Origin of the sequence: Bradyrhizobium betae, from assembly GCF_004123905.1 — a bacterium.
Classification (GTDB): domain Bacteria; phylum Pseudomonadota; class Alphaproteobacteria; order Rhizobiales; family Xanthobacteraceae; genus Bradyrhizobium; species Bradyrhizobium betae_A.
The window spans coordinates 229,601-241,942 of the sequence record NZ_MZXW01000035.1 but is presented as its reverse complement, the minus strand read 5'-3'; the positions used below and the strand labels follow the sequence as shown (position 1 = coordinate 241,942).

Here is a 12,342-nt window from a genome sequence, read left to right as displayed (position 1 = left end):
GTGCCTGACGAGAAGCAAACGCATGGGAGGCGCGTGACGTTCCAATGTCGATGCCGATGTAATCGGTCGTGATCAGGCGCCGAGGGCTATCGCTTCGGCTCATCTCGCGCATCAGGCGGCGATATGTCGGGCTGTTGTCGCGCCTCGCCGGCGCGGACCTCTTCGAGGATCGTCTCCAGCGATCGTTCGCTGGCCTCGGTCCCGGGCGGCGGGCGCGACTTGCAGTACTTCCTGACCAGCCGCTTGATGTCGTCGGCGGCTTGCAGCAGCGGCGGTGTCAGCGAGAACAGCGCGCCCATCGCGATGGCGATGATGGTGTGGCGAAGCGACACCTTGTCGTCTTCGTCGAAAGGGTAGGCGTTGCGAAGGCTTTGCTCCTGTAGCGATCGAGCGGCGCACTAACGCAAGTTGTGCCTGAGGGGCGCAAGCCGATGACGAGCGAAACGCGCCGGAATCGCTATCGAAATTTGGAAAAACCGGGATTGCGACGTCGCCAAATCCATCCTTCGGAATTGGCGCCTCCGGTCACCCGAAGCGTGCTGGCTGCGACGGCCGGCTTTGCGCCGCGTGCGCGCGCCAGGTGTCGATCGCCTTGTTGGCGAGCATCAGCTGCCGGCGTTCGCCGCGCCTGAGCTGCGCTTCGATGGCGTCGAGAAGAACGTTCGCGGTCTCGTCCGGAGGCCCGAGCTCGCCGCTTCCCTCCAGAAAACTCCAGGCGATGAAGAATGCGCTTTCGACGGTGCTGCGAATGGACATGCGCTGCCAACGCGGCGCGCGCGCGGGCGTTCCGCGCGCGGGGAGTGCCGTGAGCGAACGGCGTCGCGCTACTTCAGCGAGGTGCTGATCGAGCCGAACTTCAGCTTCATCGTCGAGCCGAGATTGTTGACCACGGCGATGATCGCAAGCGCGATGCCGGCAGCGATCAGGCCGTACTCGATCGCGGTCGCGCCGGATTCGTCGGCCAGAAATCGGCGGATGGTCTGCATGGTCTCACCAGAATTCCGAATTGCAAGCTGGTGGGGCTTATAGCTCGCCGGTCACCGGTTCCCCTATTTGGAACCGGACCTTGCGTCAATTCCGGGTTAATTGCGCCGGGGAAAGCGTGGCGGCGAGAGGCAAATCCCGTCGCCAAGCCTCTTGAGAGTCAAGCCTCTTCAGAGTCAGGCCTCTTCAGATTTTCTTGCGTCAGTTCTTCAGCACGATGCGGCCGACGACCTTGCCGGCCCGAAGCTCGTCGATCCATTTCTGGACATCACCCATCGGCTCCTCGCGCATCGGCGTCGGCTTGATCTTGCCGGCGCGGGCGAGCGCCATCAACTCCTGCGCTTCCGCTAGCGTGCCGACCATGAAGCCTTCGACGGTGAGGCGCTTGTAGACCCATTGCACCATCGGCAGCGTGAACTGGCCGCCCATCAGGCCGGAGACCACGACCTTGCCGCCGCGCGCGGCGACCGCAACCGCAAACGCCATCGACTTCTCGTTGCCGGCGAAGTCGACGACCTCGTCGAAGCCGCCCTCGGTTTCCTTGAGGATGCGCTTGATCACGTCGGGCTCGGACGGATCGTAGGCGTTGGCTGCACCGTTCTTCAGCGCCGTGTCGCGCGCGGCCGGCGAGAGGTCGGCGACCGTGACCGGCTGCTTGAACATGGCTTGCGCGAACGACATGCCCATCATGCCGACGCCGCCGAGGCCGATCAGCAGGAGGTTACGCTGGCGCGGACGGTCGACGAGGCGCTTGAGCGCGCCATAGGCGGTGACGCCGGAGCACATCAGGGTCGCGGCCTGGTTGACGGGCAGGGGATCATAGTCGAGCAGATATTTTGCGTCGGGCACCAGCACGTGGGTGGCAAAGCCGCCGTCGATGGAGACGCCGAGGAAGCGCTGCTTCGCACAGAGGTTCTCATCGCCATTGGCGCAGTCGCGGCACTGGCCGCAGCCGATCCACGGGAAGACGGCCTTCTTCGCGCCGACGAGGCTCGCCGGCACGTCGGGGCCGACTTCGTCGACGACGCCCGCGATCTCGTGGCCGAGCGTGAAGGGCAGTGTCATGCCGCGCGTGGTGTCGAGCTTCTTGCCGCCGCCGAGATCGGCATAGCCGTCCTGGATGTGCAGGTCGGAATGGCAGAGGCCGCAGCGCTCGATGCGCACCAGCACCTCGCGTCCCTGCGGCTTTGGCGTGTCGACGATGGTCTCGCACAAGGGCGCATCGAACTTGACCAGGGACTGCCGACGCATCAACGCCATATTCCTTCCTCCGAAATTCCTGTTATCCAGCCTTCTTTCGTATATCCGCCAATTCACGCGCCATGGCAACAAAGCCTGATATCGGAATGGTCTCGGCGCGTCGTGTCGCATCGACGCCGGCTGCTTGTGCAAGCCGCGTGGGATCGACGCCCAGTGATTTCAGGCTTTGCCGCAGCATTTTCCGGCGCTGGCCGAAGGCGCTAGCTGCGACCTGTTCGAGCATCTTGCGATCGCAGGGCAGCGGCTCGGCGCGCGGCACGAGGCGCACGACGGAGGAGGTGACCTTCGGCGGCGGCACGAAGGCGGACGGCGCAATGTCGAACAGGATCTTTGTCTCGCAACGCCAGTTGGCGAGCACGCCGAGGCGGCCATAGGCCTCCTCGTCCTCGCGGGCGACGATGCGCTCGCCGACCTCGCGCTGGAACATCAGCACCAACATGTCGTACCAGGGCGGCCAGGGCTCTGTGGTGAGCCAGCCGATCAGCAACTGGGTCGCAATGTTGTAGGGCAAATTGGCGACGATTTTTGCGCGCTCGCCCGCGAGCAGCGGACGCGGATCGAAGGTCATGGCATCGCCATGCACGATCTCGAGCCTGTCAGGGTAGTGCGCGGAAATATCCTCTAACGCCGGGATCGCGCGCTCGTCGTGCTCGATTGCGATGACGCGTTTGGCGCCGAGCGCGAGCAGCGCACGCGTCAGTCCGCCGGGGCCGGGACCGATCTCGACGATGGTGGAGTCTTCAAGGGGAGCCGCCGCACGTGCGATGCGGGCGGTGAGATTGAGGTCGAGCAGAAAATTCTGACCGAGCGATTTGCGGGCCGACAGCGCGTGCTGGCGAATGACCTCGCGCAGCGGCGGGAGGTCGTCGATCGCGCTCATCAGCTTTGCGCAGCCGCCATGCGGCTGGCGAGCTTCAGCGCGGCGATCAGGCTGGCGGGATTGGCCTTGGCCGTGCCGGCGATGTCGAAGGCGGTGCCGTGATCGGGCGAGGTGCGGATGAAGGGCAGGCCGAGCGTGACGTTGACGGCGTCGTCGAAGGCGACCGTCTTGATCGGGATCAGCGCCTGGTCGTGATACATGCAGACCGCGCAGTCATAGGTCGCACGCGCAGCCTCGTGAAACATGGTGTCGGCGGGCAGCGGGCCCCTGGCCTCGATGCCGTCATTGCGCAGGACTTTAAGCGCCGGCGCAATCACGGTCTGCTCCTCATGGCCGAGCGAGCCGTCCTCGCCGGCATGCGGATTGAGGCCGGAGATCGCGATCCGCGGCCTGTCGATGCCGAAGCGGGATTTCAGCTCGCTGGCAGCGATGCGCACGGTCGAGACGATCAGCTCGCTGGTGAGCTGGACCAGCGCATCGCGCAAGGAGACGTGGATGGTCACGGGGACCACGGCGAGCCGCGGCGACCACAGCATCATCACCGGCTGCGGCACGCGGCCGTCGGTCGCGGCGAGCTCGGCGAGGAATTCGGTGTGGCCGGGATGGCGGAAGCCGGCGCGGTAGAGCACGCTCTTGGCGATCGGATTGGTGACGACGGCGCTGGCACGGCCCGCGCGCACATCACCGACCGCCTGGCGGATCGAGGCGAGCGCAGCCTGCGCGCTCGACTCGTCGGGCTTGCCGGGCTCGGCGGTTGCGCGCACGCCGGTTGCCACCACGGGCAGGGCCTCGGTGAAGGTGGCTGCGGCCTCGCTCGGGCTCACAGAGGCGATCCGGATATCGGCGCCGAGCGCCTTCTCCAGGGCCTTGGCGCGGCGGACGATGAAAGCCTCGTCGCCGAGCAGATAGAAGACGGGCAGGTTCAGCTCACGGCGCCGGAGCCAGGCTGCGATCGTGATGTCGGGGCCGATGCCGGCGGGCTCTCCCAGGGTCAGGGCGAGGGGCTTTATCGCGTCGTTGGCCATCAGCGGTTGCGATATTCGATCATCGCCGCCTTGCGGAGCTCTTCGAGATAGGTCTTCTGGGTCTTCTCGTACTTCTCCTGATACATCTTCTCACGGACCTCGCGCTTCTTCGGCGTGTCGATCATGGTCGGCTTGCGCGCGCACAGCACCACCATCTCGATGCCCGCCTTGGTCACCTCCGGTGCGGTCAGATGGCCGATAGGCAAGTCGTCGAGCACCTTGCGGAGCGCCTCGGGCAGCTCCGCGGTGGTCTTGGTGACGCTCTCGCGGATGGTGGCGTTCGGCGTCGAGCGGAACAACGAATTGGCTTCCTCACAGCTTCCGACGCGCGAGCGGTAGGTCTCGGCTTCCTTCATGCGCGTCTCCTGGAAGGCCTGGGAGGAGCCGCGCGGCACGATCAGCACGATCGGCTGCATCTTGTATTCAGTGCCCTCGATCTGGAGCTTGTCGCCGGTCTGGGCCTGCACGGCCTGCGCGACGTCGCGCTCGCCGACCATCAGCTTCTCCTTGTAGCGGCCGCGTACGAGGCTGGTCCAGACCATCTCGGCCTTCATGCGGCCCTTCAGCGTCTCGGGGCGGACGCCTTTCGATTCCAGCGACTTGGTGAGCTGGTCCGGGGTGAGGCGCATGCGCTGTGCCATGCCATCGTAGGACTGGTTGATGTCGGAGATGCCGGGATCGACGCCGTACTTCTTGCCCTCCTTCATCTTCACCTTGTCGTCGATCAGCTCGTTGATGACCTCCTGCCGGGACGGGGTCTTCTGGGTCGTCAGCGTGTCCAGCTTGGAGCGCTGTTCGATGTCGAAATCGGTGATCGGATCGCCGTTGACCATGACGACGATGTTCTGCGCGCGCGACGGCGCGGGCAGACCGGTCATGATCAGTCCGGCACCGAAGGCAAGGAGAAGGCGGAAGACAGGCAATGGGGTCGTCATGATTGTTGTCGCTCACATGTCAGCCGGGACGAACTCGCGATCGGAGCCCCCGGGCCGTCACTTCAAATAGATCACTGAAGGCCGGCGGAACTGCTGCTTCCGCTCGAAGTCGCCAGCGTGCGCAGGCCGATCTGGAACATGAACGCGTGGCTCAGCACGGGCGGCGTCGAGCCGGCCGAGTAGCTATACGAAGTTACATAATTCGCCGCCAGCACGAAGCAATCGTCGACATAGCCGGCACCGACCACATACTGGTTGATCTTGTTGGCCTCGAGATCCCAGCGCGCCGAGCCGCTCACGACCCAGTTGGCGGCGACCTTCAGCGAGCCCGACGTCAGGATGCCCTCGCGGCGGGTCAGATAGCCGAGCTCCGGCTGCGCCGCGTAATTGCCGTACATCATGCTGACGGACCAGCGATTGAAGTTGGCGCGGCCTTCCGCCTCGAAGCGCTGCACGTTCCAGGTCTGCTCGTCCATGCGGGAGCGGACGCTGAACGTATAGGTGCTGTTGGGCGAGTAGGCGGCGCTCGCCACGTAGTCGGAGCGCGGCTTGTCGAGGCCGGAATCCAGCCCCGTGTTGATGGTGTCCTGGACCGCGTAGGAGTTCATGCCGAACAGCTGGTAGGACTGCCCGAACAGCGTCTTGACGGCGCCGCCCCTGTCGAACTGCGTAGTGGCCTGCACGCCGACATTGGCGCGGCCGCCGCCCTCGACGCGGTCGTAACCGGAGAACTTGTCGACGCTGAACAGGTTCGAGGTGTCGAACACCATGCTCTGCGCGTCCTCGTTCGGCAGCTTGCCGGCATAGGTCTCGTTCGGCCGGATGATGATCTGCGCGATCGGCTCGATGGTGGTCGAGCCCCACGGCTGAACGTTGATGAAGGGATAGCGGTATTCGAGACCGACGGTCGGCATCAGGCGGAACGCCTGGGTGTCGCCGGTGGCCAGGTAGTTCGACACGCCCGGCTGATTGGAGACGTCGGCGTTGATCGCGTCGGCGCGGAGACTGGCGAACGGCGTCCAGATCTGGCCGAGCGGATCGGTGAAGGACTTGCGCCACTGCGCTTCCGCCGTCAGGCGGGTGTAGGTGCCGGGGAAGCCGCGCAGGAGGCACTGCGACGGCGTGCGGGCGAGCGGGTCGGCCGACGTCGTCGTGCACAGGCTGTTGGTGTTGGCGAGCGTCGTGATCGGATCGAACACCGCGCTGTCGCGCGACAGGTTGACGAAATTCGTCTTGTAGCTGAACTCGCCGCCGAACACGGGATAGTTGAGCACGTTGGAATAGTCGATCACGGGGTAGACGACCGGAACCTGGTTCTGGAAGCCCGAGAAGCTCAGCCAGTACATCGTGCGCGCATCGAAGAAGCTGCGATTGCCGACGCCGGTCAGATAGAGCTGCGACAGCGCGTCGGTTGGCAGATACAGGAACGATCCGAGCGGATCGCGATACTGTGCCAGGCGGTAGTCCGAGAAAAAGTAATAGTCGGACATCACGACGCCGTCCCAGCCCCAGACCCACTTGTCGTTCAGTGCGAACTGACCCTTGGTGTCGACGGCGCCGCGGAACTGGCGGTCGCCGGGCTGGCCGGCAAGCGCGCTCGGATCGAGCTGGTCGATGCCGTAGACGCGAATCTGGTAGGCGCCGTCCATCAGGCGCTGGCGGAACTCGGTCTGGAACAGCACGCCCTGGCGGCTCGTGATGCGCGGGCTGAAGGTCAGGTCCATGTCGGGCGCAATGGCCCAGTAGAACGGAATATCGACGCCGTAGCCGAATGGCGTGTTCGACGTGAAGGCCGGCACCAGGAAGCCGGTCTTGCGCTTCACGGTCGGGTCGGGCGTCGAGAAATAGGGCAGGTAGGCGAGCGGCACGCCGAAGAATTCGAGCTGCGCCGTCTCGAAATACAGCATCTTCTCCTGCTGGTCGTGGATGATGCGGGCACCCTTGACCTGCCAGAGCGGCGGCTTCTTCGGATCGTCCTTGCACGGCGCGCAGGCCGTGTAGACGCCGTTCTCGAACACCGTGTAGTTGCCGCTGGAGCGGTCGGCGCGGCTCGCGGCCATGCGGGTCTGGTCGGCGGTGTCCACGCGCAGCGAATCGACGAATCCGTCGCGATAGTCGTCGGACAGATCCAGGATCTCGGCATAGGTGATCTTGCCGTCGGCATCCGTCATGCGGATGTTGCCTTCGGCATGCAGCCGCTTGGTCTTCTGGTCGTAGATGACCCGGTCGGCCTCGACGCTGGTGCCGTTGTAGAACAGCTGGACGTTACCGACCGCGGAGACGCGCGAATTGTTGTAGTCGTAATCGACCTCAGTCGCCTGAACCAGCATTTGGTTGTCGTTGGCGGCTCTCGGCGGCTTCGGGCGCGGCGGCAGCGGATTGTAGGTGAAGCTCTGGGCGGAGGCGGGGGCGACGAGGGCTGCGTCCATCAGCCCGCCGAGCGATGCCACAGCGGCAACGGCCAGCAGGAGCCTGCGAACAGACAAGCCGACCCCGTTCGCGCGCATCACGATGCGGCGCGTCAAACGAGACACGTGTCCTCGATGGACGGCAGTCACTAACCGTCCTCCTGGTACAACAAGGCCAAAAAGCCGGTGAGGCCGCCCACCACCACGGGCAACCACGCCGCAGCGATCGGATGCATCAACTCAGCCTTGCTCAAGTCTTCAGTCACTTTCGACAAAACGTAGAGCAGAAAGCCTGCACCCACGCCACTCAAAACCATCTTCTGCACGCCGCCCATCCGGAAGAAGCGCAACGACACAGAAGCCGCAAGCATCACCATGGCGGCAAGCAAAAACGGCTGCGCCAACAGCTTGTGATACTGGAGTCGATAGCCGGCTGTCGCGAAGCCCGAGCTTTCGGACGAACGGATGTAGCTCGGTAGTTGCCAAAAGGACACAGTCTCGGGTGTGGAAAAGCTGTTGCGGACCTGCGCTTCGGTCAGCGTCGTCGGAATCTCCAGGCTGGCCTGGTCGACCGGCGGGGAGTCGAGCGAGAAACGGCGCACGCCCTTGAACAGCCAATGGCCCGATTCCAGTGTCGCCTCGCGCGCCTCGACCCGTTCCTTGAAGTGCTGCTCTGTGTCAAACCGGAACAGCGTCAGCCCCGTCAGCCGCACGCCCTGCTGCTCGCTCCGCGCGGCATTGATGATGACCTGGCCGTCATTGGTGACCTGGTTGAGCCAGAAGCCCGAGGCGTCCTGGATGCCGCCGCCGGGAGCCGAGCCGAACAGCTCGGCTTCCATGCGCTTGGAGAGCTCGCGCAAATTCGCCGACATCGGATTGTAGGCGACGGTGGCGATCACCCCGATCAGAAGCGCGCTGCCGAGCGCCGGCGAGATGAATTGCCAGGCCGAGATGCCGGCGGCACGCGCCACCACCAGCTCGAGCCGGCGGGAGAGGGCGAGATAGCAGGTCATGGCGCCGATCAGCATGCAGAACGGCGTCAACTTCTCCAGCAATTGCGGCACCCGGAACAGCGAGGTCTCGGCCACCATCATCGCGGACGCCGATGCGAGCCCTGAAGTCTTGCGCACCATCTCGATGTAGTCGACCAGCACCAGCAGCAGGAAGATGCTGGCGAAGACGCCGAGTGCGGCGACCACGAAGCGTCCGGCGAAATAGCGCCCGAGTGTGTTGGTGAGCATGCTCATGCGGTGGCCGGCCGTCCGAACAGCCGCGCGATCCGCGCGTTCGATTTGTTGATGGCCTCCATCAGGCCGGCGGGCGGCTCGACCACGATGCCACCGATGATCATCCACAGCCCGATGCCGATGCCACCGAGAACCATCGCGTATTGGACCAGCACCGGGCCCTGCGATTTCACCGCCATCACCGAGCAGGCGAAGCCGGCCATGCGCAGGCCGAACACCGCGATGATTGAGCCGCCGATCGAGAAATTGCGGCTCTGGCGGGTGGTGCGCGGTGCGCCGAGAAAGGCGAAGGTCAGCACGGCAAACGCGAACGGATAGATCGGCGCCAACAGGCTGTCATGCAGGGCCGAGCGGAACTGCCCGGGAATCTGCTTGTAGACCGGGTCGTCCTCGGATGGCGAGAACAGCTCCCAGAGATAGCGCTCGCGGATGCCGAGGGTGACGTCATGGCCCTGGTTGCCGAACTTCGACATGTCGAAGCCGTAGCGGCCGAACGCCACCAGCGCGGGGTCGCGCTTGCCGGCCTCGAAGCGCTGGAGATTGCCGTCCTTCAGCACCAGGAACGAGCCGTTCTCGTTCTTCACGACCTCGCCATGCTCGGCGACGATGGACACGCGCTCGTTGGGATCGCGGCGGTCGTCGATGAAGATGCCGGCGAGGATACCGCCGGGCAGGCGCTCGCGGATCCGGATCGTGAGGTTCTTGTCGAGCTGGGCGAAGCGGCCGGGCTGCAGGATGTTGGTGAGCACGTCGGCGGTGATCTCGGCATCCCACTGCTTGATCCGCCGCATGCCGTCGGGGGCCAGATAGGCCGCGATGAAGGCAACCAGCGCCGCCACCACGCAGGTGGCGTAGAAGAACGGATAGAACAGCCGGAACGGCGAGAAGCCGGCGGCATTCATCACGATGATCTCGGAATCGGTCGCGAGCTTGTTCAGCGTGTGCGAGATCGCGATCATCAGTGCGATCGGCGAGATGATCAGGACCAGCGCCGGGATGACGAGGCTGGTGATGCCGAGGAAGGTGAGGATCGTCTGACCCTGGCTCGTCATCAGGTCGATGCCGCGCAACGCCTGCGTAATCCAGATCACGCCGGTGAGGCTGACCAGGACCAGCGCAAACGACGCCAGCGTCGTGCGGAAGATATACTTATCGATCGACCCCATGCGCTACCGCACGAATTCCCACCAAGACCCCAATACAGGCCGGAAGCCTGGCCGTCCGACCAATCCCCTGATAGGGGATCCCCAAGGTCGGCCAACCACCTCTTCCACCGGCTTACTCTCTCACTACCATCCCTTTGATCCGTCAACAAAATGGCTGCCCCGTGGCACCCTCGCCATATGGTTAATATTTCCCTCGTTGTGGCCTGGCGGCCACGGGGGTGCTTGGCATCTGCCGCGCCGGTGGCCCATAGTGGGGAAAGTCCAGTGAATCGCCATTCAGCTCCGGCCCGTCGCCGGGACCGCCGAACGGCAAAAAGCCTGATGTTTTGAAGGAGTTACCAATGTCCGATGCCATCAAGGTCGGCTTCGTCCAATTGTCATCAGCCGCCCGTGGCATCCTCGTGGTGTTCTGCGACGACGGTTTGAAGCTAGGCCCGGCGACGGCCAAGGCGCTCGGCGGCGCCGCTGATCTGGTGAAGCGGGCGGCGTCCGCCGCCGGCTTCAAGGGCAAAAGCGGCGCGGCCCTCGACATCCTGGCACCGGAGGGGCTGAAGGCCACCCGCCTGGTCGTGATCGGCGCCGGCAAGGCGGCGAGCCTGAAGGGGAACGACTTCCTCAAATTCGGCGGCGTTGCGGCGAGCAAGCTCTCGGCCAGCGCTGCGGCCATGACCATCGTCGCGGAACTGCCAAGCGGCGCCATGACGAGCGAGCAGGCCGTCGCGATTGCCTCGGGCCTTCGCTTACGCGCCTACAAGTTCGACCGCTACAAGACGAAAAAGAAGGACGGCGAGGAGGGCGGCTTGCGTGCTGACGTCTCCCTTGCGGTCGGCGATGCCGCTGCCGCGAAGAAGGCCTTCGTCTCGGCTGGCGCGATCGTCGATGGCGTGATCATCGCGCGCGACCTCGTCAACGAACCGCCGAACGTGCTGTTCCCCGAGGAATTCGCGCGCCGCGCCAGCCAGCTCCGCAAGCTCGGCGTCAAGGTCGAGGTGCTCGACGTCAAGGCGATGGACAAGCTCGGCATGGGCGCGCTGCTCGGCGTCGGCCAGGGCTCGGTGCGGCCGAGCCGCACCGTGATCATGCGCTGGGACGGCGGCAAGAAGGGCGAGGCGCCGGTCGCCTTCGTCGGCAAGGGCGTCTGCTTCGACACCGGCGGCATTTCGATCAAGCCGGCAGGCAGCATGGAGGACATGAAGGGCGACATGGGGGGCGCGGCCTGCGTCGTCGGCCTGATGCATGCGCTGGCGGCGCGCAAGGCCAAGGCCAACGTTGTCGGCGCCATCGGCCTCGTCGAGAACATGCCCGACGGCAATGCGCAGCGGCCGGGCGACATCGTCACCTCGATGTCGGGCCAGACCATCGAGATCATCAACACCGACGCCGAAGGCCGCCTCGTGCTGGCCGATGTGCTCTGGTACGTCGCGAAAAAGACCAAGCCGAAATTCATGGTGGATCTGGCGACGCTGACCGGCGCCATCATGGTCGCTCTCGGCACCGACCATGCCGGCATGTTCTCCAACAATGATGAACTCGCCGACCGCCTGCTGGCGGCCGGCATCGAGAGCGGGGAAAAGGTCTGGCGCATGCCGCTCGGCCCCGAATACGACAAGCTGATCGATTCCCAGTTCGCCGACATGAAGAACACCGGCGGCCGTCACGGCGGTTCGATCACCGCAGCGCAGTTCCTCCAGCGCTTCGTCGACGGCATCCCCTGGGCCCATCTCGACATCGCCGGCACCGCCATGGGCGCGCCGAAGACCGACATCAACCAGAGCTGGGGCAGCGGCTATGGCGTCCGTTTGCTCGACCGTCTGGTCGCCGACCATTACGAGCGCAAATGATCCAAGATGACTGAAGTGCTGTTCTACCATTTGCAAAACATGACGGTAGAGAACGTGTTGCCGCCGCTTCTCGAGAAATCGCTCGAGCGCGGCTGGCGCGTCGTGGTGCAGTCGACGTCGGAGGAGCGCGCCGACGCGCTCGACGCGCATTTATGGACCTATCGCGACGATTCCTTCCTGCCGCACGCGACATGGCGGGTGAACGATGCCGCCGATCAGCCGATCGTGCTGGCGATCGAGGAGGGCAATCCTAACGGCGCCAATGTCCGCTTCCTGGTCGACAGTGCCGCGCTGCCGCAGGACGCGCAGGGCTATGAGCGCATGGTGCTGCTGTTCAACGGCGACGATCCGGACGCGCTCGATTTGGCCCGCAGCGCCTGGACGGATTGCAAGGCGCGGGGATTTGATGTCACCTATTGGCAGGCCGACGAACGGGGCCGGTGGCAGAAGCGGAATTAGCGGCCGTTTGCAATTAATGATAATTTGCACTTTCCGGGCGATCATGGTTTTGGCCACCTTCGTGCCGCAAAGTGATGTTGGGACAAACGCTTAGGGCCGATCCTTCACGCGGGGAATTTAGTTTATCGTGCGACATC

At 64.6% G+C, this 12,342-nt stretch carries 12 protein-coding genes; 2 read left to right on the top strand and 10 right to left on the bottom strand.

Annotated elements, in window-relative coordinates; genetic code table 11:
* Nucleotides 1-86: 86 nt before the first annotated feature.
* The 10 genes from B5V03_RS26240 to lptF all read right to left on the bottom strand — a co-directional run bounded on the left by B5V03_RS26240 (nucleotide 87) and on the right by lptF (nucleotide 9,905).
* Entirely contained in the window at nucleotides 87-332 is a 246-nt protein-coding gene (locus tag B5V03_RS26240) for a hypothetical protein (RefSeq protein ID WP_206736194.1), read from the bottom strand.
* Nucleotides 333-525: 193 nt separating this feature from the next.
* On the bottom strand, nucleotides 526-756 hold the full coding sequence (locus B5V03_RS26235) for a hypothetical protein (RefSeq protein WP_129273259.1): 231 nt from the start codon (nucleotides 754-756) through the stop codon (nucleotides 526-528).
* 68 nt (nucleotides 757-824) lie between these two features.
* Nucleotides 825-986, bottom strand: coding sequence for a Flp family type IVb pilin (locus tag B5V03_RS26230; protein ID WP_129273258.1), 162 nt, complete (start codon nucleotides 984-986; stop codon nucleotides 825-827).
* 199 nt (nucleotides 987-1,185) lie between these two features.
* Nucleotides 1,186-2,244, bottom strand: a complete 1,059-nt coding sequence (locus B5V03_RS26225; RefSeq protein WP_129273257.1) for an alcohol dehydrogenase — start codon at nucleotides 2,242-2,244, stop codon at nucleotides 1,186-1,188.
* A gap of 22 nt (nucleotides 2,245-2,266) precedes the next feature.
* Nucleotides 2,267-3,124, bottom strand: coding sequence for a 16S rRNA (adenine(1518)-N(6)/adenine(1519)-N(6))-dimethyltransferase RsmA (gene rsmA / locus B5V03_RS26220; protein WP_129273256.1), 858 nt, complete (start codon nucleotides 3,122-3,124; stop codon nucleotides 2,267-2,269).
* The gene (pdxA, locus tag B5V03_RS26215; RefSeq protein WP_129273255.1) at nucleotides 3,124-4,149 is read right to left on the bottom strand and encodes a 4-hydroxythreonine-4-phosphate dehydrogenase PdxA; all 1,026 of its coding nucleotides are present in this window, start codon (nucleotides 4,147-4,149) and stop codon (nucleotides 3,124-3,126) included. The genes rsmA and pdxA overlap by 1 nt, the downstream gene beginning before the upstream one ends.
* The gene (locus B5V03_RS26210; protein WP_129273254.1) at nucleotides 4,149-5,084 is read right to left on the bottom strand and encodes a peptidylprolyl isomerase; all 936 of its coding nucleotides are present in this window, start codon (nucleotides 5,082-5,084) and stop codon (nucleotides 4,149-4,151) included. The genes pdxA and B5V03_RS26210 overlap by 1 nt, the downstream gene beginning before the upstream one ends.
* A gap of 71 nt (nucleotides 5,085-5,155) precedes the next feature.
* Nucleotides 5,156-7,591 (bottom strand): LPS-assembly protein LptD, encoded by a 2,436-nt coding sequence (locus B5V03_RS26205; RefSeq protein ID WP_245502358.1) that lies wholly within the window; start codon nucleotides 7,589-7,591, stop codon nucleotides 5,156-5,158.
* Between the two features lie 50 nt (nucleotides 7,592-7,641).
* Complete coding sequence (lptG, locus tag B5V03_RS26200; protein WP_129273252.1) at nucleotides 7,642-8,739, bottom strand: LPS export ABC transporter permease LptG; 1,098 nt, start codon at nucleotides 8,737-8,739, stop codon at nucleotides 7,642-7,644.
* On the bottom strand, nucleotides 8,736-9,905 hold the full coding sequence (gene lptF, locus B5V03_RS26195; protein WP_129273251.1) for an LPS export ABC transporter permease LptF: 1,170 nt from the start codon (nucleotides 9,903-9,905) through the stop codon (nucleotides 8,736-8,738). The genes lptG and lptF overlap by 4 nt, the downstream gene beginning before the upstream one ends.
* A gap of 341 nt (nucleotides 9,906-10,246) precedes the next feature.
* Between lptF and B5V03_RS26190 the strand changes: the two genes are divergently transcribed.
* Complete coding sequence (locus B5V03_RS26190; protein WP_129273250.1) at nucleotides 10,247-11,746, top strand: leucyl aminopeptidase; 1,500 nt, start codon at nucleotides 10,247-10,249, stop codon at nucleotides 11,744-11,746.
* Nucleotides 11,747-11,752: 6 nt separating this feature from the next.
* Nucleotides 11,753-12,205 (top strand): DNA polymerase III subunit chi, encoded by a 453-nt coding sequence (locus B5V03_RS26185; RefSeq protein WP_129273249.1) that lies wholly within the window; start codon nucleotides 11,753-11,755, stop codon nucleotides 12,203-12,205.
* Nucleotides 12,206-12,342 lie beyond the last annotated feature (137 nt).

Bases quoted from the DNA above. Each gene is read 5' to 3' on its own strand.
- B5V03_RS26185 (WP_129273249.1), top strand. From the start codon at position 11,753: ATGACTGAAGTGCTGTTCTACCATTTGCAAAACATGACGGTAGAGAAC.
- pdxA (WP_129273255.1), bottom strand. From the start codon at position 4,149: ATGGCCAACGACGCGATAAAGCCCCTCGCCCTGACCCTGGGAGAGCCC.
- B5V03_RS26225 (WP_129273257.1), bottom strand. From the start codon at position 2,244: ATGGCGTTGATGCGTCGGCAGTCCCTGGTCAAGTTCGATGCGCCCTTG.
- B5V03_RS26190 (WP_129273250.1), top strand. From the start codon at position 10,247: ATGTCCGATGCCATCAAGGTCGGCTTCGTCCAATTGTCATCAGCCGCC.
- lptF (WP_129273251.1), bottom strand. From the start codon at position 9,905: ATGGGGTCGATCGATAAGTATATCTTCCGCACGACGCTGGCGTCGTTT.
- B5V03_RS26205 (WP_245502358.1), bottom strand. From the start codon at position 7,591: ATGCGCGCGAACGGGGTCGGCTTGTCTGTTCGCAGGCTCCTGCTGGCC.
- B5V03_RS26235 (WP_129273259.1), bottom strand. From the start codon at position 756: ATGTCCATTCGCAGCACCGTCGAAAGCGCATTCTTCATCGCCTGGAGT.
- rsmA (WP_129273256.1), bottom strand. From the start codon at position 3,124: ATGAGCGCGATCGACGACCTCCCGCCGCTGCGCGAGGTCATTCGCCAG.
- B5V03_RS26210 (WP_129273254.1), bottom strand. From the start codon at position 5,084: ATGACGACCCCATTGCCTGTCTTCCGCCTTCTCCTTGCCTTCGGTGCC.
- B5V03_RS26230 (WP_129273258.1), bottom strand. From the start codon at position 986: ATGCAGACCATCCGCCGATTTCTGGCCGACGAATCCGGCGCGACCGCG.
- lptG (WP_129273252.1), bottom strand. From the start codon at position 8,739: ATGAGCATGCTCACCAACACACTCGGGCGCTATTTCGCCGGACGCTTC.